The organism is Pseudomonas sp. FW215-R2, assembly GCF_058789255.1.
Genome location: NZ_JBYTBO010000012.1, coordinates 13,011 through 34,392, shown reverse-complemented (window position 1 = coordinate 34,392; position 21,382 = coordinate 13,011). Strand labels below are relative to the sequence as shown.

Here is a 21,382-nt window from a genome sequence, read left to right as displayed (position 1 = left end):
TTTTTCTTCACCTTCAGGTTGATCAGAACTGATAACTGGCCTTGAGCCCGCCGCTGAAGCCGTGGCTGTCGCCCCCGCCGCTGGCACCGACTTCGGCGCCCAGGCTCAGCGCGCCGAGGTTGGCCATCAGGTTGACGCCGCCGCTGAACTGATCGCGGTTGTCGAACGCCGCGCGTTGTTCGATATCCAGCCCCAGCAGGTGCCCTTCGCTGTCGACCTGATGATCGCCGAGCACACGCTCATAACCGACCCGCACACCCGGCACCAGTTGCCACGCGCCCATGGGTATCGGGGCAAACGAGACGTCGAGATTGGCCACGGCGCTGCGCCGGGTTTGCTGGATGTCGTCGACGTCGAGGGCCAGTTCGCTGCCCTTCTCCTGGAAGCCCGACAGATCCAGACGACTGACGCGCAGGCCGAGGCTTGGCTCCAGAACCAAATCGTTCACTGGCATGCGATAACCCAGGGCCAGCGTCGCGCCGCTGAGGTTGCCGTGGGTGTCGCCCTTCGCCGAGCCGAGGCCACCGCCGAGGTCGCGTTTGCTGTCGTAATCGACGTAACCGGCGCTGATGTTGGCATCGACAAACAGGCCACGTTCAAGGCTGGCGAAGCCATAACGCGCGCCAAGGTCGAAGAAGGTGAAATCGGTATCGACCTCGCCACCCGCCCCGCCGACAGTGCCTTTGCTGTAACCGATGCCGCCGCGCGCGCTGAGTTGCTCGGAGAAGCGTTGGGTGACGCCGACCATCAGGCCCTGACTGTGTTCATTGCTGCTTTGCGCATGGGCCGAACCGTCGGTGCCCAGGTAGCCGGCGAGCGCGGTGCTCCACAACCGGTACTGGCCGACTTTGAGATCGGAACCGCTGGCGAACGGCGCGGCGGCTTGCTCGATCATCGCGTTCTGACGCAGCAGATAACTCGCCGCATCGGCGTGTACTTGACCGCCGACGGTGGATTCGACGCCGCCGAGGGTGCCGGCGTCGATGGCCGATTGCAGGTAGTAGTTGTAGGCGCTGTAGGTGCCCGACAGCTTGCTGTTCTGCAACTCCTGCAACAGTTGCGCGCCAGCCGCGGCGTTGCCGATCAGCCCTGCCTGACCGGGCAGACTGTTGTACTCGACCATTTTGCCGCGCAGTACGTAGATGGTTTCCTGAGACAGACCCAACCCCTGTTTGAGGTAGTTGTCCATGCTGCCGTATTGCGCGGTCACCTGATCCAGGCCGGCTTGCAGGTAACTGGCCTCCACGCCCAGCAGCGGCGCGTAGATCGCGGCCATGCTCGGCGGCATCATCGCCAGGGTTTTCGCCACGCGGGCGGCGGTGTAATCGTTGGTCGCCAGGTAGTTGCTCATGATCGTGGCGTTGTCGACCCCGGCGATGCTTTGCAGCACAGCGGCCGTCCAGCCGGTGCGGTCCTTGCCGGCGGTGCAATGGAACAGCGCGGCACCGTCGACGCCGGCCAGTTCGTTGAACAACACATTGAGCTGACCACGCATGCCGGCGTCGCTGACAAACGCACGGTTGGTCTCCTGCATCATCGCAACCGCATCGGCCGCGCTTTTGAACGAGACGGTGGTGATGTTCGCACCCGAGGTGGTGGCGCCGATGATGTCGATGTTCTGGTAGGTCGCGCCGCTGATCATCGTGTCCGGCGTGCCGGCGATTTCGCTGGGGGTGCGCAAGTCGTAAACGGCCTTGATGCCCAGACCGTTGAGGGTCGCCAGGTCCGACGCCGTCGGCGTCAGCGCGTTGGAGCGGTAGAACACACCGGCGCGCATCGTGCCGTCGTGGGTCGTTGAGTAGGCCGTGGTGATACCGGCGATATCGCGGAAGTTGTCGATGCCCTTCAGGCGCGGGGTATCAAGGTCGGCCGCGTGGGCGGCGGCGATGGACAGACTCAACACGGACAGCGAACACAGAAGACGTGGAAACACGATGCAGCCTCATTGGAAACCGGTTGGGCTGCCCACTATCTACACCGCAATATGACTGAATATGGCAAATCTTCGAAAAGCGTAAATGGCGGCGCGATCTGTCCGGCGGGTGCGCGTTCTGTCCGCGACGCGGACTAAATCCTCACCGTGCTTTGACGTTTTTTTTGCAAGACGCCACGTAAATTGCTCGCTTCGGCCATCCTGGGAACCGTCAATGAACGACGCAGACGAAGAAATCCTGACGCAAGCGGCGCACTGGTGCCTGCGTTTGCAAGACGATACCTGCACGCCTGACGAGCGCCTGGAATTCCAGCAATGGATTCAGACCGACCCGCGCCACGCCTTCGAATACGCGAAGATGCTCGAGGTCTGGGAGCTCAGCGATCAACTGCCGGACGAGCGCGACAAGTCGAAAAAGCGCAAGGCCACGACGCTGCCGTGCAGCTTCGAAGAGTTTCAACGCAACCTGGCGCAGCGCAACTGATGCGCCGCGATACGCCGGGGTTGTTGATCTGACGCAAAGCTACGACACACCCTGGCTCGCCCAGTCCCGCACGGCCTGAGCGAACAACCGCAGCGCGGTGGGCGGATGACGGTTGGCCGGGTAATACAGACAAAGCCCGGAATAATTCGGGCTCCATTGCTCCAGCAAACGAACCAACCGCCCGGCCTGCATTGCCTCCGCCACCAGTGACTGCGGCACCCAGGCGATTCCCGCACCGGCCAGCGCGGCCTCGACCATCAGGTTGAGGTTGTCCATCGTCAACTGACCTTCCACATCCAGGCTGACGCTTTGTTCGCCCTGTTTGAATTCCCAGCGAAACAGACCACCACCGGTGAAGCGAAAGCGAATGCAGCGATGGGCCTTGAGATCCTGCGGCGCTTGTGGCGCCGGATGCTGTTGAAGGTAGTCCGGCGAAGCCACGGCAGCGAAACACACGTCCGGCCCGAAGCGGATGGCGATCATGTCGCGTGGCACGTCATCGATCAGCCGGATGCCGGCATCAAAACCGTCGCCGACAATGTCTTGCAGCGCAGCGTCGGCCACGAACTCGATGTGGATGTTCGGATAGCGGGCAATGAACTCGGGAACCACGTGGCGAATCAGCGGCCGGATCGATGACTCTGAGGCGCTGATGCGGATCGACCCTGAAGGGCTGATCCGGGCAGATGTAACCTCGTTGACCACGTTCGCCAGATCATTCATCAACGGTCGAACCCCGTTGAGCAACTGCTCCCCCGCCTCGGTCAGCGACACCGAGCGCGTCGTGCGGTTGAACAGGCGCATTTCCAGGCGCGCCTCCAGATTGCGCATCGAATGGCTGAGCGCCGACGAAGACACTCCCAACACCCGCGCGGCGCCACTGAAACTGCGCTGTTCGGCAATGGCGATGAAGGCGGTAAGGCCCGGCAGATCTGCGCGCAACATTGATGAAAATCCCTCACTAAGGCATGCAGTCAACCCTATATTGTTGAGCAATCAGCAGCAATATAGAGTCGTTCACCTCGTCGGGAATCCGGCTCTCACGTGAGATGAACCCATGAACAATTCAGCGAAAGTGATCGTGGTGATCGGTGCGGGTGCCATCGGCCAGGCAATTGCCCGGCGCGTCAGTGCCGGCAAGCATGTAGTGCTGGCCGATCTCAAGCAGGAAAACGCCGACGCAGCAGCAAAGGTCTTGCTCGATGCAGGTTTCGACGTGACCACCACCGTGGTGGACGTCGCCTCTCGCGCTTCAGTGCAAACGCTGGTCCGGACCGCTACCGCCCTCGGTGACATCAACGGGGTGATCCACGCGGCCGGGGTTTCGCCCTCGCAAGCGTCAGCCGCAACCATTTTGCGCGTCGACCTGTACGGCACGGCCGTCGTACTGGAAGAGTTTGGCCAGGTTATCGCCGCCGGCGGTTCGGCCATCGTGATTGCCTCGCAATCCGGTCACCGCTTGCCGGCACTGAGCGCTGAACAGAACAAGGCGCTGGCCACGACACCGACCGAGGAACTGCTGGCGTTGCCGATGCTGTCGGCCGAGCGCATCAGCGACCCGTTGCACGCCTATCAAGTCTCCAAACGCGGCAATTCGCTGCGGGTCATGGCAGAGGCCGTGCGGTGGGGTAAACGGGGTGCACGGGTCAATACGATCAGCCCGGGCATCATCTTCACGCCACTGGCCCGGGATGAGTTGAGCGGCCCGCGCGGTGAAGGCTACCGGCGCATGATCGAACGCAGCGCCGCCGGGCGTGGCGGCACACCGGATGAAGTGGCGGCCGTCGGCGCATTGCTCATGGGACCCGAGGGCACGTTCATCACCGGCAGCGACTTCCTCATGGATGGCGGTGTCACGGCGGCCTACTGGTATGGGGATCTGGCGCCGGACTAAATCACGCTTCATCCTTTATTCGGGGTTAGAATCCGCCCGGTTCGGCTAACAGTTTAAGGATGACCCCGGCATGTCCACCCTCGACACCTCCCTGCAAGACACCGCCGCCCCCGACGGCGTCTGCTTCGGCTGCGGCAGCAGCAACCCGCACGGCTTGCACATCAAGAGTTTCTGGCACGAGGACGGCGTGCACGTCATGGCCGAGCACATCCCCGAAGCCAAATACTGCGGCTGGCCGGAGCTGGTCTACGGCGGCCTGATCGCGATGCTGGTGGACTGCCATTCCAACTGGACGGCGATGGCTTATCACTACCGCGCTGAAGGGCGTGAAGCCGAAAGCCTGCCGCGCATCAACTGCGTCACCGGCAACCTCGGCATCAAGTTCATCAAGCCGACACCGATGGGCGTGCCGCTGACGTTGAAGGCCCGAGTCGAAGGTGAAGTCGGACGCAAGAGCCGGGTGATCTGCGAGGTGTATGCCGGGGAGGTGCTGACGGCGGTGGGTGATTCGGTGTTTGTTCGGGTGGATACCGAACAACTGGCGGCGGCCGCTCATGGGCGCAATGAAGACCAATGAGTAGCCGAGCAAAAAACATGGCGCTGATTGTCGTCATCAGCCTGATGGTGGTTGGCGGCCTGAATTGGCTGATGAACGAATCCTGGCTGATCGCCACGCAAGCAAGCGGCGAAGATGCTTTCTCGTATCTGATAATCGAGATTTTGCAGGCGGTGGCCATCCACTCGGTGGCAGTGGCATTCATCCCGCTGCTGTTGGCGTTCTTTAGACAGACACTCGCCAGTTATGTCGTGCTGATACTGATGCTGTCGCTCTACATGCTGCTCATTACCGGCCTCAATGCGGTCGGCCCGGCCATCGCCGGACTCATGATCGCAGCGGTGGCTTACGCGGTGTTCACAAAATCGGTCAACCTGATCCGGTACTTTCGCGCGAAGTGACCCGATTCAGCGTTCGGGGCTGCTGGTGGAAATCAAATGCATGGCCGTGCGCAGGCGCGCTATACCTGTGTAGTGCTTTTCACCACCAACGCGAGGCGTTGAACCATGGACTTGACCCTCTATTACCACCCGTTGTCGTCCTACTGCCACAAGGTACTGATCGCCCTTTACGAACACGGCACCGCATTCGACAAGCGCGTCATCGACCTGTCCAGCGAAGCCGAACGAGCCGAGCTGCGGGCCCTGTGGCCGCTGGTCAAATTCCCGGTGCTGCATGATCGTGCCCGCCAGCGCAGCGTGCCTGAGTCGAGCGTGATCATCGAGTATCTGGATCACTACCATGCCGGCGCTGGCCGGCTGATCCCCGACGATTGGGACACCGCCCTGCAAGTTCGACTCTGGGACCGATTTTTCGACAACTACGTGATGACGCCGATGTCGCAGATTGTCGCCGACCGCATCCACGACCGACACGACGACCTGACCAGCCAGCGCACCCTGCTAAACACCGCGTACGGCATGCTCGAACGTCAGTTGGCGACCCGTCAGTGGATCGCCAGCCCGGACTTCAGCATGGCCGATTGCTCCGCGAGCCCGGCCCTGTTTTACGCCAGCACGCTGGTGCCGTTCCCCGGCGACCATGGCCACTTGAATGCCTATTTCGAGCGGCTGGTTCAGCGCCCCGCTTTCAAACAGGTCCTTGAAGAAGCCAAACCGTGGTTTGACTTCTATCCCTTTGCCGAGGCGATTCCCCCACGGTTTCGCTGAACGCGACCCTTACGCCGGCTGGTGACTGGTCACGCAGTGAATCCCGCCACCACCGGCCGCGATGGCGTCGATGTTGATCTGCACCACGTCGCGGTTCGGGTAGAGCTGCTTGAGCAGGTCGAAGGCCTTCTTGTCGGCGTCCTTGTCGCCGAACTCCGGGGCGATGACCGCGCCGTTGATGACGAAGTAGTTGATGTAACCGGCCGCGAAGTCGTCGTTGTTCTTGTTGAACTTGGTCTTGCGTGGTTTCAGCGGTGGCGAAACGGTGTGGATCTGCAGCGGGCGACCGTCGGCGTCGGTGGCCTTTTTCAGGATCTCCAGGTGCGCCAGCGTGACCTTGTTGTCGTAGGATTTCGGGTCGGTGTCGAGGTTGGCGATGACCACGCCAGGCTTGACGAAACGTGCGTAGAAATCGACGTGAGCGTCAGTGATGTCCTTGTCCTTGATGCCCGGCAGCCAGATGATTTTGCGCAGGCCCAGGCGTGCCTTCAGTTCCGCCTCGACGTCAGCCTTGCTCCAGCCGGGGTTGCGGTTGCTGTTGACCCAGCAGCTTTCGGTCATGATCCCGGTGCCGTGGCCATCGACCTCAATGCCGCCGCCCTCGCCCACCAGTTCGCTGCGGATGTAGGTCGCTTGTGCGTCTTGCGCCACTCGTTGGGCGATTTTCGCGTCTTTGGAGTGCTGCTGCTTGTTGCCCCAGCCGCTGAAATTGAAGTCCACCGCGCCGAGGCCGCTTTTGTCATCGATGACGAAGTTGGCGCTGATGTCACGCATCCAGATGTCGTCGAGGTTGGCGATCTGGTAGGTGATGTTGGAGGTGCCGCAAATCTCTTCGGCCAGGCTGCGTTCGCCGCTGCGGCAGTAAATGGTCAGCGGCTCATAACGGGCGATGGCGCGGGCGATCCGGCCCAGCGCTTCCTGGACGTCTTCGGTGAAATCTTCCCAGATCGCGTCCTGCGCGCCGAAGGCCATGTAGGCGCGTTCGTGTTTGTCGCCCTCGTCGGGCATGAACCAGCGACCTTCGCTGGCCGCCAGCACCCGCGCCGGGGACAGGCCGAGGCCCATGACGGCAGCGCCTACTCCGGCGGCGACTGAAACCTGTTTGATGAACTCGCGACGAGTCGGCATGTGTACGTTCCTGATGTGTAAGGGGGCCGCCGGGGCGGCCCGGAAAAATCACTTTGCAGTGGCGGTCTTGAACTTGGTCCAGGTGCGCATGCGGGCACGCATGTCAGCCTGGGGAATGTCCTTGCCCGGTATCAGACGAGCATAGGTCGCTTCGTCGAGGTAGATGTCCGGGTTGTTGCGCATGGCCTCATCCACGTTTGGCCGGGCCTTGGCGTTGGAGGTCGGGTAACCGGTGAAATTGCTGATCGCGGCCATGTTCTCCGGGCGCATCACGAAGTTGATGAAGGCATAAGCGTATTCCGGGTGTTTGGCATCGACCGGAATGGCCATGGTGTCCATCCACACCGTGGTGCCCTCGCGAGGCACGCGGTACTGGAAGCGGGTCTGTTTGCCGGCACTGTCCGAGGTGCGCTGGGCCTGGGTCATGTCACCGCTGTAGCCAAGGGACAGGCACAGGTTGCCGTTGACCAGATCGGTGACCGGTTGCGACTGAAACTTGCGGATGTGCGGCCGCAGCTTCATCAACAAGTCACTGGCCGCCGCCAGATCCGCAGGCTTGGCGCTGCGCGGGTCGCGGCCCAGATAATTGAGCACCACGGCCAGCACTTCGTCCGGCGAGTCGATCATCGAAATCCCGCAATCGGCAAACTTGGCGGCCAGTTCCGGTTTGAACAGCATGTCGAGGCTGTTGACCGGGGCGTCGGCCATGCGCTGCTTGATCTGCTCGGCGTTGTAGGTCAGGCCGATGGTGCCCCAGGTGTACGGCACCGTGGCCTTGTTCGAATGCTCGTAATGACTGCGCAGCTTTTGCAGGCCCGGCTCGATGTCGTTCATCGCCGTGACCTTCGAAGGATCCAGCGGCAACAGGCTGCCGGCACGCATCAGCCGCTCGGCCACCGTGTCGCCGGGGAAGATCAGGTCGTAGCCGCTGCCACCGGAGAGCATCTTGGCCTCCAGGGTTTCACTGCCGTCCATCACGTCGTAGATCACCTTGATCCCGGTTTCGGCGGTGAACTTTGTCAGCGTGTCTTCGGCGAAATAATCCGCCCAGTTGTACAGCCGCAATGTCTTGTCTTCGGCGTGCACGGCCGGCATCAAACCGGCCAGCGCCAGGCCCAGAGCGCCCAGCAACCACTTGTGTGAAGTAGGCATATCAGACTCCTTGAGGATTCCAGCGGGCGTGAAGGTGACGGCCGTCCTGGCTCAACAAGGCGCCGTACATTTCCGGGCGACGGTCGCGGTAAATGCCCCAGCTCAAGCGATCTTCACGCATGGCTGCCAGATCGAGGCTTTGCACCAGCACACCAGTGCTGGCGCGGTCGGCTTCGGCGAGCATTTTTCCCTTGTGGTTGCAGATGAACGACGAGCCGTAGAAATTCATTTGCAGCGCCGCATCGGTGCCCGCCACTTCACGGCCAACGCGGTTGGACGCGATCACCGGCAGCAGGTTGGCAGCGGCGTGGCCACGCATGGTCATCTGCCAGTGGTCCCGCGAATCCAGATCCGCGCAGCCCGGTTCCGAGCCGATGGCCGTCGGGAATAGCAACACTTCGGCGCCCATCAAGGCCAGGCAACGGGCGGTCTCCGGGAACCACTGATCCCAGCAGATACCCACGCCCAGACGACCGAACGCGGTGTCCCAGACTTTGAAACCGGTGTCGCCGGGGCTGAAATATTCCTTCTCCTGATAGCCGATGGCGTTGGGGATGTGGGTCTTGCGGTACACACCCAGCAAACGCCCGTCGGCATCGGCCACGCTCAGGGAGTTGAAGTAGGCATTGCCGGCCTTCTCGTACCAGCTCAGCGGCAGCACCACGCCAAGTTCACGGGCAAGCGCGGCGAAACGCGACAGCACCTGACTGTCACGAAACTCCTCGGCCAGCGCCATGTGATGGTGGCTCTGTTCGATGCAGAAATACGGCGTGGCGAACAACTCCTGCAACAGGATCACTTGTGCGCCCTGTGCGGCCGCTTCACGCACCAACTGCTCGGCGCGATCGAGGTTACTTTTCAGATCCCAGGTGCACGGCATCTGGGTAGTAGCGACTTTCAGCAACGTCATCGATCAACCCTCCACCGGCCAGGCTGGCTGTTGCTGGGTGATGCAGTGCACACCGCCGCCGCCATGGGCCAGATGATTGATCTGCACCGGCACCACTTCACGTCCCGGGAACGCCTTGGCCAGCGTTTCTGCCGCGACATGGTCGGCCTCGATGCCGTACGCCGGCATGATGATTGCGCCGTTGGCGATGTAGAAATTGGTGTACGAGGCGCAGAAGACTTCAGCTTCGGTGTCCACCGCATCGGTGGCTTCATACAACTCGATCAGCTCGAATTTGCGGCCCTGGGCGTCGGTGGCCAGTTCCAGTGCGCGGCGGTTTTCCCGCACCACTTCGGCGTACACCGAGCTGCGATCATGGGTGGCGTCCACCAGCAACACGCCGGGACGAGCAAAAGCGCAGACGCCATCGACGTGGCCGTCAGTCATGTCGCCGGTGACGTAATCCGGATCGCCCGGCAGCCAGATGGTTTTCTTCACGCCGAGCAGGCGACTGAAGATCTCTTCCATCTCGGCTTTGCTCACGCCGAGGTTGCGGTTGGGGTTGAGCAGCACCGATTCGGTGGTGATCAACGTGCCCTCGCCGTCCACGTGGATCGCGCCGCCCTCGTTGCTCAGCGCCGTGCCGAAGCACTCGCCGCCCAGGTGATTGAGCACGCGACGGGCCAGGCTTTCGTCCAGGTCGTGAGCCGACTTGCCGCCCCACGCGTTGAAGCGCCAGCTCACCCCGGCCAGACCTTGCTCCGGATGAACCACGAAACTTGGGCCGGAGTCGCGGCACCAGCTGTCGTTGACTGCCAGCGGAATCAGTTCGATGTTCGGTCCGCACAAGGCTTTGGCACGGGCGATTGCCGATGGATCGACGACCATTTTCACCGGTTCGAACCGGGCGATGGCGTTGGCGACGCGAGCGAAATCTTCCTGCACCAACGGCAAGGTGACGCGCCAGCCCGACTCCCACAGGGCCTGATTGTGTGGCCAGACCATCCAGGTCGCGGCGTGCGTTACCCACTCTGCCGGCATCATCCAACCGCTGTTGTTGTTTTTGTTCTGCTGCATGGTAAAAAGCCCTTTGAGTTAAGCCATTGTGTTCAATGAAAACAGCCTTGGCGGCGTTGACGTGCATGCTAATGGCGGCCTTACGGGCAAACAAACGATGGATTTAGCGGAAAACTGATTAGAGGAACTTATCGATCATGCTGAAACACTGGCCACCCCTCAGTTCGTTGCGCGGCTTCGAAGCGGCCGCGCGGCTGGGCAGTTTTCACAAAGCCGCCGAGGAACTGAGCCTCACGCAATCGGCCATCAGCCAGCAGATTCGCAGCCTTGAGGCGTACCTGGAGCAGCCGCTGTTTTTCCGCAGCGGACGCAGCGTCAGCCTGACCGACGCCGGCCACGACCTGCTCAGCACCACTCAGGCGATGCTGCAGCAACTGTCGGTCGGGATTCGGCGGCTGGGGCAATACCAGAAACCCAATCAACTGGTGCTCAACACCACGCCGGCGTTTGCCAGGCACTGGTTGCTGCCACGGCTGGGGGATTTCCGCCGCCAGCACCCGAATGTGGACCTGTGGATTTTCAGCACCGACGAAGTGCCGGAGATGGCGACCCAGACCATCGATCTGGCGGTGCGCGACGACATCAGCTCCCAGGCCGAATGCAGCTTCAAAGTGCTGCACGCTGATCGACTGTATCCGGCGTGTCATCCAAGTCTGCTGGCGGTTCCGCCTGCACAGCGCACCACCCTGCACGGCGAGCGGGAAATGGACTGGAGCCATTGGGCAGTGGAGTCCGGGATCGACGTCGGCCAGCAGGATCAGGGCCTGAACTTCTCCGATCCGGGTCTGTTGCTGGACGCAGCGTGCGGCGGGCTCGGCATCGCGCTGGTCAGCCAGTTGCTCAGCCGCAAGGCCCGGGCCGAAGGGCTGTTGCAGCCCTTGGTGGACGACACCATTCGCGGCCCGAACTGGGCGCTGCTGACCCACCGCGACAGCGAAAGCGATCCGATGGCCCGCAGTTTTACCGAGTGGTTGCTGGCGAACCTGAGCGACCCATGACCGGTGCGTGGCGGGCCATTACCTCGGCGATCCAGTCGATGAACACCCGCAGCTTGCGGCTGATGTGGCGGTTCGGCGGGTAGGCGACATAGAGCGGCATCGGATCGAGGCGCCAGTCTTCGAACAGCGGCACCAGATTACCGCTCGCCTCGTGAGCCTTGGACATGTACTTGGGCAGCCACAACACGCCCAGCCCCGCGAGGCCCGCCGACAGGTAGGCATTGCCGTCATCGACGGCCAGCACGTGCCGGCCCTTGATCTGCAGATCTTCGTGTTCGTTGTGCAGGGCGTAAGGCACGGGTTTGCCGGTGCGCGCCCAGAGGAAACCGACCACCCGGTGATGGCTGTCTTCCAGCTCTCGGGGATGCGCCGGGGTGCCGGCACGGGCCAGATAGCTCGGCGCGGCATACACGCCAAGTTGAAGATCCGCCACCTTCCGGGCCATCAGTGACTGATCCCGCAGCTCCCCGCCGCGCACCACGCAATCGACGTTCTCATCGATGATGTCGACGATCCGGTCGCTGACGCCCATGTCGATCTGGATCTCCGGATAGCGCGCGCAAAACTCGGGCAGCGCCGGCACCAGAATCAGATTGGCCAAGGGGCTCGGCACATCGACCCGCAAGCGACCCTTGGGCTGGGCTGACGCGCCGGGAAGGCTGGTTTCGGCATCGTCCATGTCGGCCAGCAGCTTGATCACCCGCTCGTAGTAAGCCGCGCCGTCCGCCGTGGCGTTGACCTTACGCGTGGTGCGGTTGAGCAACTTGACCCGCAGGCGTGCCTCCAGCTGCTGCACCAGATGGGTCACGGTGGTCTTGCTCATGTGCAGGGTTTCGGCGGCTTTGGTGAAACTCCCCGCCTCCACCACCCGGGCGAAGGCTTGCATCGCGTCAAAACGGTCCATATCCAACCTCTAATAGCGGCTCGATTGTTTGGGATTTACAAACAGTGATCACCAAGGTTGCGCGTTTATCGCGACGAGGCAAGTCCCTAGAGTTTCTCCATCGCAGGTTTTCAACCCATTGAAGGAGACACTCCATGACCAACGCTCAGCCAAAACGTGACGTGGTTTTCCCGCCCGGACGCCATGCCCTTTACGAGCGCAACCGCTATTCGCCGGCCGTACGCTCCAACGGTTTTCTGTTTGTCTCCGGCCAGGTCGGCAGTCTTGAGGACGGCTCGCCCGAGCCAGATCTGAAACAACAGGTGCGCCTGGCCTTCACCAACCTGAATGCGATTCTCGGCGCAGCCGGCGGCAGCTTTGATGACGTGGTGGACGTGACCGTGTTCATGGTCGATCCACAATCGACCTTCGAAACCATCTGGGAAGTGGTGCCGGAGTTCTGGGGCGAGGCGCCGCATCCGACCATTACGGCGGTCGGTGTGACGTGGCTGTATGGCTTTCAGTTCGAGATCAAGGTGATCGCCAGGCTGTCGGAATGACCTGATATCGCGTCGATTTGCAGCACGGGCCGACAGTCTTCAGACTGTCGGCCCGCCTTCCTTTTGCGATCCATCGCCATGCCCGACACCTTGTTGAAGCCCAGTCTGCCCGGCATCGCCCTGCGCCGCTGGCGCGTGCTGCACCGCGTCAAGCAGAGCCATGCCGCCGAGTTGTTCAAGGTCACCCAGTCGACGATTTCCCGTTGGGAAAGCGGCGTGCTGGCAATGGACCCGGAGGCGCATCGGCAACTCGAGACTTTGCTCGCGGCGCGACTCGACAGCGCGGCCGATCAGGCCCTCGCACGACTGGTTACGGACAGTGCGCGCCCGGTTCACCTGGTCTGCGACCTTACCCATCGCTTGCTGGCCTGCTCCCCGGCCCGCGCCGCGCAGTTCAGCAGTCCGCTGAGCGATGTGCTGGGGCAATCGCTGTGGCGCTTTGCGACGGCGGAAATCCAGCACAAGGAGTCCTTGCTGGATGACGCTGGCTGGCGAGAAGTCCAGGCGCCACCGGCACTGGAATTCGTCACCGGCCACAATGATTCAACCCTCGTTCCCATCCGCGAAAGCCTTTGCCGCTGGACGCGAATTGCGCTTTCAGACGGCACCGCCGCACGACTGGTAGAAACGCTGTAGGCCGAGTGCCGCATATTTTATGCGTGGACGATGATCGAGGCCGGGCCTAGGCTTTGAGCCCTGCTCTCTTTATCCCGGCCACCGTATGAACCTCGAAAAAATCAAGGGACGCCTCGACTTTCTGCGCGAAGCAGAACGGCTCAAGGACGTCCTCAGAAGCGCTCACACCTCTTTCGGTCGCAACGAAAGCACCGCCGAACACAGCTGGCGTCTGTGCCTGATGGTGATCGTGTTCGCCGACGACCTGTCCGGGCTCGACCTGCTGAAAGTCCTGAAAATGTGCGTCATCCACGACCTCGGCGAAGCCATCAACGGTGACATCCCGGCGGTCGATCAAGCCGATTTTCCCGACAAGGGCGAACAGGAGCGCAACGACTTGCTGCTGCTCACCCGCTCCCTGGACGACGCACTGAGAAACGAAATCCTCGCGCTCTGGGACGACTACGAAAACGCCCGTTCTCCCGAAGCCAAAGCGGTGAAGGCGCTGGACAAGCTGGAAACACTTTTACAACACACTCAAGGCAAGAATCCGCCAGACTTCGACTATGGCTTCAACCTGGCCTACGGCAAGCAATACACCAACGCCGATCCGCTGTTCGAAACCCTTCGAGCCCTGATCGACCGGGATACCCGAGAACGCATGAATACAAATATCACCCTCCGCAACGAACGCCCCGAAGACATCGACGCCATCGCCCGAATCACCGAGGCCGCGTTCCAGCACGAAGAACACTCCAGCCACACCGAACAATTCATCGTCAACGCCTTGCGCCGCGCCGGTCAGCTCAGCGTTTCGCTGGTGGCCGTCGAGAACGACACGGTGGTCGGCCATGTCGCCATTTCACCCGTGACGATTTCCTCCGGAACACAGGACTGGTATGGCCTCGGCCCGATCTCCGTGTGCCCGACCCGCCAGCAGCAAGGCATCGGCTCGGCGCTGATGAAAGCCTCGCTGGCGGAGTTGCAGCGCATTGGCGGGGTTGGCTGCGTGGTGCTTGGCGATCCGGGCTACTACGGCCGCTTCGGCTACAAGGCCCATGCAGGTCTGGAGTTGCCGGGGATTCCGGCGGAGTATTTTCAGGCGTTGGCGTTTGGCGGTGAGTTGCCGATCGGTGTCGTCAGCTACCACAAGGCTTTTGACGCCACCGAGTAACCGTTCGCTGTCGTTCAAAGCGGCAGCGAGCAACTCGAATTGCTCACAATCCGTGTTCAACGGCTTCACCAAAGCGCTCTTGATGCCGTTTCGGCGATCAATATTCTGTCAGTAGCCGTTTTTGCACCTGACAGAAAAGAGCCCACGCCATGCCCAGCCCGAGAACCCTGTACCAGAAACACATCGACAGTCACACGGTCTGCACCCTCGACGATCAGGGCCACGTGCTGCTTTACATCGACCGCCAGGTCGCCAACGAATACACCAGCCCGCAAGCTTTCAGCGGTTTGCGCGACGCCGGACGCAAGGTCTGGCGCCCGGCTGCCACGCTGGCGGTGGTCGATCATGTGAACCCTACAGCGCCGACCCGCACTGCGACCATGCCCGACGCGGGCGGTGCGCGGCAGGTGTCGTATTTCGAAGAGAACTGCCGTGACTTCGGCATCGAGCTGTTCGATGTGCTGGACAAGCGCCAGGGCATCGAACACGTCGTGGCGCCGGAACAGGGTTTCATTCTGCCGGGCATGGTGGTCGCGGCCGGTGACAGCCACACCACCACCTACGGTGCACTGGGCGCGTTCGGCTTTGGCATCGGCACCTCGGAAATCGAGCACCTGCTGGCGACGCAAACCCTGGTCTACAAACGCCTGAAAACCTTGCGCGTAACGGTCAATGGCGAGCTCGGTGCGGGCGTCACGTCGAAAGACATCATCATGGCCCTGATCGAAAAGATCGGCGCTTCGGGAGCCACCGGTTATGCGATCGAATTCACTGGCCCGGCGATCAGCGACCTCAGCGTCGAAGCGCGCATGACCATCTGCAACATGGCCGTGGAGGCTGGCGCCCGTGGTGCGTTCATGGCGCCGGACGACAAGGTCTTCGCCTATCTGCAACTCAAGCCGCGCACGCCCAAAGGGGAAATCTGGGAACAGGCCGTCGAGCGCTGGAAAACCCTGCACAGCGATCATGGCGCGGTGTTCGATCGTGAAGTCAGCCTAGATGTCACCGCGCTGGAACCGATGGTCACCTGGGGCACCAGCCCGGATCAGGCCGCCCCGATCGGCGGACGAGTGCCGGACCCGGCCGGCCAGCCCGACCCGATTCTGCGTCAGGGTCTGCAACGCGCCCTCGATTACATGGGCCTGACACCCGGCACGCCACTGAACGAAGTGGTGATCAGCCACGCCTTCATTGGCTCCTGCACCAATGCGCGGATCGAAGATTTGCGTGACGTGGCCCGCGTGGTGCACGGCAAGCGAGTCGCGGCTCACGTGCGGGCGATGATCGTGCCCGGCTCGACGCGGGTACGCGATCAGGCCGAAGACGAAGGGCTGGCGCAGATCTTTCTCGATGCCGGTTTCGAGTGGCGGCAATCAGGCTGCTCGATGTGCCTGGCGATGAACGACGACGTACTGGCAACCGGTGATCGCTGCGCCTCCAGCACCAATCGCAACTTCGAAGGCCGCCAGGGCGCGGGTGCGCGCACGCACTTGATGAGCCCGGCAATGGTCGCGGCAGCCGCCATCACCGGACATTTGACTGACGTTCGCGCCTTCGCGCCGGGAGTTTGAGCCATGCAACCTTTCACCATCATCAGCGGCAGTGCCGCGCCGTTCCTGGCTGCCAACATCGACACTGATGTGATCATGCCCAAGCAGTTCCTCAAGGGCATTGATCGTCAGGGCCTGGATCGAGGGCTGTTTTTCGATCTGCGCTTTCTCGCCTCCGGCGAACCCGCCCCTGACTTCGTGCTCAATCAACCGGCCTGGCAGGACGCCGCGTTTCTGGTGACCGGCCCCAATTTCGGCTGCGGTTCCAGCCGGGAACACGCGGTATGGGGCTTGAAGCAGGTCGGGATCCGGGCACTGATCGGCACCACGTTTGCCGGGATTTTCTATGACAACTGTCAGCGCAACGGCGTGCTGGCGATTCAACTTGATGTAGAGCAGTTCAAACAGATCGCCGACGTCATCAGCGTTCCGGCGACCGCGCACATCCGCGTGAACCTGCCCCAGCAAACCATCGAACTGGCGGACGGAAAACTGATCGCTTTCGAGATTGATGAGCTGCGCAAACAGTCACTGTTGCTGGGGCTGGACGCCATCGGCACGACGCTGCAACGGGCCGAGCAGATTCGCGCTTTTGAAGCGCGGCATCTCGCGGAAAATCCCTGGTTGGGCTGAAAACAAAAAACCGGGCGGTTCACTGAACCACCCGGCTTCATTCAACCGACAAGTCGCGAAAATACTCTTCGAGAAATTCCACACACACCCGCAATTTGGCCGACTCGCTGAGCCGTGTCGGGTACACCGCCCAGACGTTGGCACTCTGGGTGTAATCCTCCAGCACCTGTACCAGCCGCCGCTGTTCGAGCATCGGTTTGACGTCCCACATCGAGCGCAACAGAATCCCGCCGCCGCTCAAGGCCCACTCCATCACGATTTCGCCACTGTTGGAGGACAACGGGCCGCTGACCCGCACCGATTCTTCTTGCCCATCGCGGGTCAGGTTCCAGATGCCGAATGAATTGTTGCGCTCCTTGAGCACCAGGCAATCGTGATCCTTCAGGTCCTCGAGCGATTGCGGCGTACCCCGGCGTTCGAGGTACTCCGGCGTGGCGCACAGCACTCGCCGATTGCTGACCAGTTTGCGCGCCAGGTGCTGGCCCGGCAGATCATCGCCGACAAGGATTTCCAGATCGAAGCCCTCGCCCACCAGATCGACCACGCGATCAAATACGTCCAAGCGAATGTCGAGCTTCGGGCACGTTCGGGACAGCTCACTGATCGCTGGCGCGACGTGATTGCGGCCGAACCCGAAGCTGCTGCAAATGTGCAGCGAACCCGCCGGCTGGTGCCGGGCCTGGGCAATCTCGCCGAGAAAGTCATCGAAATCACCCAGCAGTTTTTCCGCCCAGATCCGCACTCGTTCACCATCGTCGGTCAATGCAATACGCCGTGTCGTGCGGTGCAACAGCTTTGTCGAGAGCGTGGTTTCAAGCACCGCGATGCGCTTGCTGACGTAGGCCGGTGAATAACCCAACTCATCGGCGGCGCTGGCGAAGCTGTTCTTGCGGATGACGGTGAGGAAAACCTTGAGGTCTTCGGGCAAGGGAAATTGGTCACGATTCGTGTTCATAGGCCGAATTTTTTCACTATTTATCTCGCAATCGGTGAAGGATAGCAGCGGCCATGACCGTTCGGCGCTTTTTCTGGCAGCCCCGTACAAACGGGGCTAGGGTTGCGTGGCTGGCGATATGCTGGCCATTTGGCAAACATCTCTCGATGGGCGCCATCAGCCGCACTGGAAGAAAAATCAGGGATGGTTTTTGTGGTTGCGGGTTATTACGACCTATCCCTGTGTTTCGTTGCTTTCTATCAAGGACAGAAAGATGACCAACGTACAGGTGAGCTCCCCCCCTTTGCCGTTCCGGCAAACCTCATTACTGACGCCCGCCGCGAGGCCTGACGGTTTTGGCTGACGACGCCTGCGCGTGAGTCGAGACAAAGACCTCGAACCCGCGCGAATCAACTGACCCGCTCCATCGGATCCAGACGGATCAGGCGTTCACGTAGCCGGGAACCACTGTCGCCAGTCGTTCTTGCCGTTGGCTGTCGCCTGCCTGTCAGGGAAGGCTCCCCTCGCCTGAAGGGGACGTTTGGCAACCACCACGAGGAAACCCTCGATATGACTGGCTCAAAACACAACATGCCGCCTTACGGCGTCGCCATCCAGAGCGCTATCACGGGAGGCGATCTGCAACAGATGAAGACTTTGTTGAAACAGCGCGATTCGACGAAGCCGGAAGCGAAAGAGCTGCAAACCGCGTACGAAAAACTGGCCAAAGAAGTTTCCCGTCTGGAAAAACACTAAGGCCATTTCCCACATTGCAATGGAGGCAATCACTATGTCAGCTACTCAGCAAAATGTCGGCTTGTTCCCGTTGAGTTACCGCATTGGTACGGGGCTGCCCGGCGCGCAAAGTCTGTTGCTCAACCTGTTGGTGTCCACGCCGCAGCATGAGGTCAGCGGCGGCGCCACCGTCACTCAAGCGACCAACCCGCCGCTCGATATCCACTCTGATGTGTGGGGCGAGTACACCTACCTGACCGTCATGAAGCCGGGCGTCAGCAAAATCCTGATAACCGCCGAAGGCAATCATGGCGGCCACGGCTCCAACTCCATCATCAACTTCAAGATTCGTCTGGTGGTCGGTACTGACTGGAAAGAAGGTATCGCCAATTACCAATACCTCAATGGCACGCACTGGGTCGAGGTCAACAATGTCCCTGTGCACCTGGCGGAAGTGCAGTCGAAGGTCTTCCCACCGTTTGAGCCAGGCCCGGTCATCATTCAGCATTACCCGCCGATTCTGCCCCTGTATGCCGCTCCTATCCAGAGCGCCATCGCCAGCGGCGACCTGGCCCAGATGAAGAATCTGGCGAAGCTGGCCAAGCAGCAACTGGACCAGCAACCACAATTGCAGAGCGCACTGGAAGCCGCGAAGAAGGAAATCAGCCGGTTGCAGGCACGCTGAGCCGACCACTGAATCCATCATTCACTTTAGGGAGTAACACCATGTCGATCGGACTTTTCCATACCCGCCTCATCGCCAGCAATTCATTGCTCGGCGCGCCGGTTCTGACCCTCGACCTGCTGGTCAATACCGTCAGCAAAAAGGTCAGCGGAGTTGCCAGTGTCTTCCAAAGCACCTGGCCGCCGGTCAATTTCCGGGCGCGAGTCTGGGGCGACTACAGCGAGGCCAAACTGACCTCGGCGGTCGAGAATCACATCGTCCTCGTCCTCGACGGCAGCCCGAGCGGCCCGTACAGCCAGATCGCCGAGACTTTTCATCTCAAAGGCATCCTTGATGGCACCTGGGAGAGCGGATTTGTCGATTACAGCTACGACGGGCATCAGGTGAAACACGTCGCCGTGCATCAGGCGCCGACCATCGAGCCGCAACCGCACGAGCGTCACTTCCAGCCGCTGTATGCCGTGGCCGTGCAGCAAGCGCAAACCAGTGGCGATCTGGCGCAGCTGAAAACCGTGGTGCAACAGGGTGAGCAGCAACTGGCCCACCAAGGCGCGTTACGCAGTGCCCTTGAGCATCTGAACGCAGAAATCGCGCGTCTGGAAGCACGCTAAACCGCACGCCCCGGGCGAGGTCACTGCTGGCCTCGCCCGGTCTTGCGGCGAATCGAGATCAGTCCAATTGTGCCGCGCACAGGACCGTGCGCAAGGATCTCCCATGACAGACATCCGCCCTGCCCGCTACCTCAATGACACCGATCTCAAACGCTACGTGCCGGTGCACGTGGTCTGGGAAATCACCCTGGCCTGCGACCTCAAATGCCTGCATTGCGGCTCGCGCGCAGGGCATCGACGCCCCGATGAACTGAACACCCGTGAATGCCTTGATGTGATCGATTCCCTCGCCGCACTCGGCACCCGCGAAATCACTTTGATCGGCGGCGAAGCCTATTTGCGCAAGGACTGGACGCAACTGATCCAGGCCATCCACGACCACGGCATGTACTGCGCGATCCAGACCGGCGGACGCAACCTGACACCGGCGAAGATGCAAGCGGCGGTTGATGCGGGCCTCAACGGGGTCGGAATTTCTCTGGATGGACTCGCGCCGTTGCACGACCAGGTGCGCAACGTCCCCGGCTCCTTCGACAAGGCGGTCGACACTCTGCGCCGGGCCAAGGCGTCCGGGCTGGCCGTCAGCGTCAACACCCAGATCGGTGCGGCTACGTTGCCTGATTTGCCGGAGCTGATGGACACGATCATTGAACTCGGCGCCACCCACTGGCAGATCCAGATCACCGTGGCCATGGGCAATGCGGTGGATCACCCGGAACTGTTGCTGCAACCCTACCAGTTGCTTGAAGTGATGCCGCTGCTCGCGCGGTTGTACCGCGAAGGCGTGGATCGCGGCCTGCTGATGAACGTCGGCAACAACATCGGTTATTACGGCCCTTACGAACATTTGTGGCGTGGCTTCGGTGACGAGCGCGTGCACTGGAGCGGCTGCGCGGCGGGTCAGACCGTACTGGCGCTCGAAGCCGACGGCACGGTGAAAGGCTGCCCGTCACTGGCGACCGTCGGTTTCTCCGGCGGCAACGTGCGCAACATGAGCCTGCACGATATCTGGCATTACAGCGAAGGCATCCACTTCGGTCGCCTGCGCTCGGTCGACGACCTGTGGGGCTACTGCCGCAGTTGCTATTACAACGATGTCTGCCGGGGCGGCTGCACCTGGACTTCGCACTCATTGCTGGGCAAACCCGGCAACAACCCGTACTGCCATTACCGTACCCTGGAACTGCAAAAACGCGGACTGCGCGAGCGTATCGTCAAGATTGAAGATGCGGCGCAGCGTTCCTTCGCCGTCGGACGCTTTGACCTGATCACCGAACGCATCGACACCGGCGAGCACGTCAGCAGCGTCAGTGACAGCGGCCAGGTGATCAAACTCGCCTGGATCAATCAGGGCCAGAAATCCCCTGAGGAAGGACGCATCCCCGTGCAACTGGCGCTGTGCCGCAGCTGCCTGCAATACATCCACCCCCATGAATCGATCTGCCCGCATTGCCACGCCGACGTCGCCGCCGCCGAAGCCAGGCACCAGACGGACCGCGCCCGTCAGCAGGCGATCATGAACACGTTGACGGGTTTGCTGGGGGTGGCGCCGAGTACTTTGATATGAAATCGGGTTCAAGCGCCCGCAGGATTCGGGCGCTTGGCCCCCTCAGGCGTCTTGAAAATCCGGCCGTTTCAACCGCTCCGGGAAATAAGTAGCTGTTTTCCATGAAATTTATTTGCTTCAGGGGTTCCCAGAACGCAAGAGCGCTGGTAAAGTGC

General features: G+C 61.4%; 23 protein-coding genes and 1 pseudogene. 16 read left to right on the top strand and 8 right to left on the bottom strand.

Going from position 1 to position 21,382, the window contains the following annotated elements; all coding sequences use genetic code 11:
• Window positions 1–22: 22 nt before the first annotated feature.
• Window positions 23–1,933, bottom strand: coding sequence for a tyrosine-protein phosphatase (locus AC3WRD_RS17600; RefSeq protein WP_102621656.1), 1,911 nt, complete (start codon window positions 1,931–1,933; stop codon window positions 23–25).
• Window positions 1,934–2,147: 214 nt separating this feature from the next.
• On the opposite strand from AC3WRD_RS17600, the gene AC3WRD_RS17595 reads away from it, so the two are divergent.
• Complete coding sequence (locus AC3WRD_RS17595; RefSeq protein WP_102621657.1) at window positions 2,148–2,417, top strand: FecR/PupR family sigma factor regulator; 270 nt, start codon at window positions 2,148–2,150, stop codon at window positions 2,415–2,417.
• 39 nt (window positions 2,418–2,456) lie between these two features.
• Here AC3WRD_RS17595 and AC3WRD_RS17590 read toward each other — a convergent pair whose 3' ends face one another.
• Window positions 2,457–3,362, bottom strand: a complete 906-nt coding sequence (locus AC3WRD_RS17590; protein WP_102621658.1) for a LysR family transcriptional regulator — start codon at window positions 3,360–3,362, stop codon at window positions 2,457–2,459.
• A 112-nt stretch (window positions 3,363–3,474) separates the two neighbouring features.
• Here AC3WRD_RS17590 and AC3WRD_RS17585 point away from each other — a divergent pair, with 112 nt between their 5' ends.
• The 4 genes from AC3WRD_RS17585 to AC3WRD_RS17570 all read left to right on the top strand — a co-directional run bounded on the left by AC3WRD_RS17585 (window position 3,475) and on the right by AC3WRD_RS17570 (window position 6,036).
• The gene (locus AC3WRD_RS17585; RefSeq protein ID WP_102621659.1) at window positions 3,475–4,311 is read left to right on the top strand and encodes an SDR family oxidoreductase; all 837 of its coding nucleotides are present in this window, start codon (window positions 3,475–3,477) and stop codon (window positions 4,309–4,311) included.
• A gap of 70 nt (window positions 4,312–4,381) precedes the next feature.
• Entirely contained in the window at window positions 4,382–4,888 is a 507-nt protein-coding gene (locus AC3WRD_RS17580; protein ID WP_102621660.1) for a PaaI family thioesterase, read from the top strand.
• A gap of 17 nt (window positions 4,889–4,905) precedes the next feature.
• Complete coding sequence (locus tag AC3WRD_RS17575; protein WP_102621661.1) at window positions 4,906–5,268, top strand: hypothetical protein; 363 nt, start codon at window positions 4,906–4,908, stop codon at window positions 5,266–5,268.
• Window positions 5,269–5,373: 105 nt separating this feature from the next.
• Entirely contained in the window at window positions 5,374–6,036 is a 663-nt protein-coding gene (locus AC3WRD_RS17570; protein WP_102621662.1) for a glutathione S-transferase family protein, read from the top strand.
• Window positions 6,037–6,045: 9 nt separating this feature from the next.
• Here AC3WRD_RS17570 and AC3WRD_RS17565 read toward each other — a convergent pair whose 3' ends face one another.
• Genes AC3WRD_RS17565 through AC3WRD_RS17550 form a run of 4 tightly spaced genes read right to left on the bottom strand, consistent with a single transcriptional unit; the run spans window position 6,046 to window position 10,282 of the window.
• A complete protein-coding gene (locus AC3WRD_RS17565) occupies window positions 6,046–7,164 on the bottom strand; it encodes an agmatine deiminase family protein (protein ID WP_096821660.1) in 1,119 nt (372 codons plus the stop codon).
• 48 nt (window positions 7,165–7,212) lie between these two features.
• The gene (locus AC3WRD_RS17560; protein ID WP_102621663.1) at window positions 7,213–8,316 is read right to left on the bottom strand and encodes an extracellular solute-binding protein; all 1,104 of its coding nucleotides are present in this window, start codon (window positions 8,314–8,316) and stop codon (window positions 7,213–7,215) included.
• A 1-nt stretch (window position 8,317) separates the two neighbouring features.
• Entirely contained in the window at window positions 8,318–9,226 is a 909-nt protein-coding gene (gene aguB, locus AC3WRD_RS17555) for an N-carbamoylputrescine amidase (RefSeq protein ID WP_102621664.1), read from the bottom strand.
• Between the two features lie 3 nt (window positions 9,227–9,229).
• Complete coding sequence (locus AC3WRD_RS17550; protein WP_102621665.1) at window positions 9,230–10,282, bottom strand: agmatine deiminase family protein; 1,053 nt, start codon at window positions 10,280–10,282, stop codon at window positions 9,230–9,232.
• A gap of 137 nt (window positions 10,283–10,419) precedes the next feature.
• Between AC3WRD_RS17550 and AC3WRD_RS17545 the strand changes: the two genes are divergently transcribed.
• Window positions 10,420–11,280: a LysR substrate-binding domain-containing protein gene (locus AC3WRD_RS17545; RefSeq protein ID WP_102621666.1), complete on the top strand. Its 861-nt coding sequence runs from the start codon at window positions 10,420–10,422 to the stop codon at window positions 11,278–11,280.
• Here the strand turns inward: AC3WRD_RS17545 and AC3WRD_RS17540 are convergent.
• Window positions 11,243–12,184, bottom strand: coding sequence for a LysR family transcriptional regulator (locus AC3WRD_RS17540; protein ID WP_102621667.1), 942 nt, complete (start codon window positions 12,182–12,184; stop codon window positions 11,243–11,245). The genes AC3WRD_RS17545 and AC3WRD_RS17540 overlap by 38 nt on opposite strands.
• A gap of 134 nt (window positions 12,185–12,318) precedes the next feature.
• On the opposite strand from AC3WRD_RS17540, the gene AC3WRD_RS17535 reads away from it, so the two are divergent.
• The 6 genes and pseudogenes from AC3WRD_RS17535 to leuD all read left to right on the top strand — a co-directional run bounded on the left by AC3WRD_RS17535 (window position 12,319) and on the right by leuD (window position 16,695).
• Window positions 12,319–12,723, top strand: a complete 405-nt coding sequence (locus AC3WRD_RS17535; RefSeq protein WP_102621668.1) for a RidA family protein — start codon at window positions 12,319–12,321, stop codon at window positions 12,721–12,723.
• A gap of 78 nt (window positions 12,724–12,801) precedes the next feature.
• A complete protein-coding gene (locus tag AC3WRD_RS17530) occupies window positions 12,802–13,359 on the top strand; it encodes a helix-turn-helix domain-containing protein (RefSeq protein ID WP_102621669.1) in 558 nt (185 codons plus the stop codon).
• Between the two features lie 85 nt (window positions 13,360–13,444).
• Window positions 13,445–14,002, top strand: a pseudogene (locus tag AC3WRD_RS17525) (HD domain-containing protein); the annotation flags it as partial.
• Window positions 14,000–14,512 (top strand): GNAT family N-acetyltransferase, encoded by a 513-nt coding sequence (locus AC3WRD_RS17520; protein ID WP_256580647.1) that lies wholly within the window; start codon window positions 14,000–14,002, stop codon window positions 14,510–14,512. The pseudogene AC3WRD_RS17525 and the gene AC3WRD_RS17520, both read left to right, overlap by 3 nt.
• A 149-nt stretch (window positions 14,513–14,661) precedes the next feature.
• On the top strand, window positions 14,662–16,083 hold the full coding sequence (gene leuC / locus AC3WRD_RS17515; protein WP_102621671.1) for a 3-isopropylmalate dehydratase large subunit: 1,422 nt from the start codon (window positions 14,662–14,664) through the stop codon (window positions 16,081–16,083).
• Window positions 16,084–16,086: 3 nt separating this feature from the next.
• Window positions 16,087–16,695 carry a 3-isopropylmalate dehydratase small subunit gene (gene leuD / locus AC3WRD_RS17510; protein ID WP_102621672.1) on the top strand — a complete coding sequence of 203 codons (609 nt, stop codon included), beginning with the start codon at window positions 16,087–16,089 and terminating at the stop codon, window positions 16,693–16,695.
• 37 nt (window positions 16,696–16,732) lie between these two features.
• Here the strand turns inward: leuD and AC3WRD_RS17505 are convergent, their stop codons facing one another.
• The gene (locus tag AC3WRD_RS17505; protein WP_102621673.1) at window positions 16,733–17,650 is read right to left on the bottom strand and encodes a LysR substrate-binding domain-containing protein; all 918 of its coding nucleotides are present in this window, start codon (window positions 17,648–17,650) and stop codon (window positions 16,733–16,735) included.
• Window positions 17,651–18,199: 549 nt separating this feature from the next.
• On the opposite strand from AC3WRD_RS17505, the gene AC3WRD_RS17500 reads away from it, so the two are divergent.
• The 4 genes from AC3WRD_RS17500 to AC3WRD_RS17485 all read left to right on the top strand — a co-directional run bounded on the left by AC3WRD_RS17500 (window position 18,200) and on the right by AC3WRD_RS17485 (window position 21,227).
• Window positions 18,200–18,385, top strand: coding sequence for a DUF1843 domain-containing protein (locus AC3WRD_RS17500; RefSeq protein WP_085708738.1), 186 nt, complete (start codon window positions 18,200–18,202; stop codon window positions 18,383–18,385).
• Window positions 18,386–18,419: 34 nt separating this feature from the next.
• Complete coding sequence (locus tag AC3WRD_RS17495) at window positions 18,420–19,049, top strand: DUF1842 domain-containing protein (RefSeq protein ID WP_096821648.1); 630 nt, start codon at window positions 18,420–18,422, stop codon at window positions 19,047–19,049.
• Window positions 19,050–19,090: 41 nt separating this feature from the next.
• Entirely contained in the window at window positions 19,091–19,660 is a 570-nt protein-coding gene (locus AC3WRD_RS17490; protein WP_096821647.1) for a DUF1842 domain-containing protein, read from the top strand.
• Between the two features lie 103 nt (window positions 19,661–19,763).
• On the top strand, window positions 19,764–21,227 hold the full coding sequence (locus tag AC3WRD_RS17485; protein ID WP_102621674.1) for a GDL motif peptide-associated radical SAM/SPASM maturase: 1,464 nt from the start codon (window positions 19,764–19,766) through the stop codon (window positions 21,225–21,227).
• The last annotated feature ends 155 nt before the right edge of the window (window positions 21,228–21,382 follow it).

Bases quoted from the DNA above. Each gene is read 5' to 3' on its own strand.
- AC3WRD_RS17595 (WP_102621657.1), top strand. From the start codon at position 2,148: ATGAACGACGCAGACGAAGAAATCCTGACGCAAGCGGCGCACTGGTGC.
- AC3WRD_RS17590 (WP_102621658.1), bottom strand. From the start codon at position 3,362: ATGTTGCGCGCAGATCTGCCGGGCCTTACCGCCTTCATCGCCATTGCC.
- AC3WRD_RS17585 (WP_102621659.1), top strand. From the start codon at position 3,475: ATGAACAATTCAGCGAAAGTGATCGTGGTGATCGGTGCGGGTGCCATC.
- AC3WRD_RS17580 (WP_102621660.1), top strand. From the start codon at position 4,382: ATGTCCACCCTCGACACCTCCCTGCAAGACACCGCCGCCCCCGACGGC.
- AC3WRD_RS17575 (WP_102621661.1), top strand. From the start codon at position 4,906: ATGGCGCTGATTGTCGTCATCAGCCTGATGGTGGTTGGCGGCCTGAAT.
- AC3WRD_RS17570 (WP_102621662.1), top strand. From the start codon at position 5,374: ATGGACTTGACCCTCTATTACCACCCGTTGTCGTCCTACTGCCACAAG.
- AC3WRD_RS17565 (WP_096821660.1), bottom strand. From the start codon at position 7,164: ATGCCGACTCGTCGCGAGTTCATCAAACAGGTTTCAGTCGCCGCCGGA.
- AC3WRD_RS17560 (WP_102621663.1), bottom strand. From the start codon at position 8,316: ATGCCTACTTCACACAAGTGGTTGCTGGGCGCTCTGGGCCTGGCGCTG.
- aguB (WP_102621664.1), bottom strand. From the start codon at position 9,226: ATGACGTTGCTGAAAGTCGCTACTACCCAGATGCCGTGCACCTGGGAT.
- AC3WRD_RS17550 (WP_102621665.1), bottom strand. From the start codon at position 10,282: ATGCAGCAGAACAAAAACAACAACAGCGGTTGGATGATGCCGGCAGAG.
- AC3WRD_RS17545 (WP_102621666.1), top strand. From the start codon at position 10,420: ATGCTGAAACACTGGCCACCCCTCAGTTCGTTGCGCGGCTTCGAAGCG.
- AC3WRD_RS17540 (WP_102621667.1), bottom strand. From the start codon at position 12,184: ATGGACCGTTTTGACGCGATGCAAGCCTTCGCCCGGGTGGTGGAGGCG.
- AC3WRD_RS17535 (WP_102621668.1), top strand. From the start codon at position 12,319: ATGACCAACGCTCAGCCAAAACGTGACGTGGTTTTCCCGCCCGGACGC.
- AC3WRD_RS17530 (WP_102621669.1), top strand. From the start codon at position 12,802: ATGCCCGACACCTTGTTGAAGCCCAGTCTGCCCGGCATCGCCCTGCGC.
- AC3WRD_RS17520 (WP_256580647.1), top strand. From the start codon at position 14,000: ATGAATACAAATATCACCCTCCGCAACGAACGCCCCGAAGACATCGAC.
- leuC (WP_102621671.1), top strand. From the start codon at position 14,662: ATGCCCAGCCCGAGAACCCTGTACCAGAAACACATCGACAGTCACACG.
- leuD (WP_102621672.1), top strand. From the start codon at position 16,087: ATGCAACCTTTCACCATCATCAGCGGCAGTGCCGCGCCGTTCCTGGCT.
- AC3WRD_RS17505 (WP_102621673.1), bottom strand. From the start codon at position 17,650: ATGAACACGAATCGTGACCAATTTCCCTTGCCCGAAGACCTCAAGGTT.
- AC3WRD_RS17500 (WP_085708738.1), top strand. From the start codon at position 18,200: ATGACTGGCTCAAAACACAACATGCCGCCTTACGGCGTCGCCATCCAG.
- AC3WRD_RS17495 (WP_096821648.1), top strand. From the start codon at position 18,420: ATGTCAGCTACTCAGCAAAATGTCGGCTTGTTCCCGTTGAGTTACCGC.
- AC3WRD_RS17490 (WP_096821647.1), top strand. From the start codon at position 19,091: ATGTCGATCGGACTTTTCCATACCCGCCTCATCGCCAGCAATTCATTG.
- AC3WRD_RS17485 (WP_102621674.1), top strand. From the start codon at position 19,764: ATGACAGACATCCGCCCTGCCCGCTACCTCAATGACACCGATCTCAAA.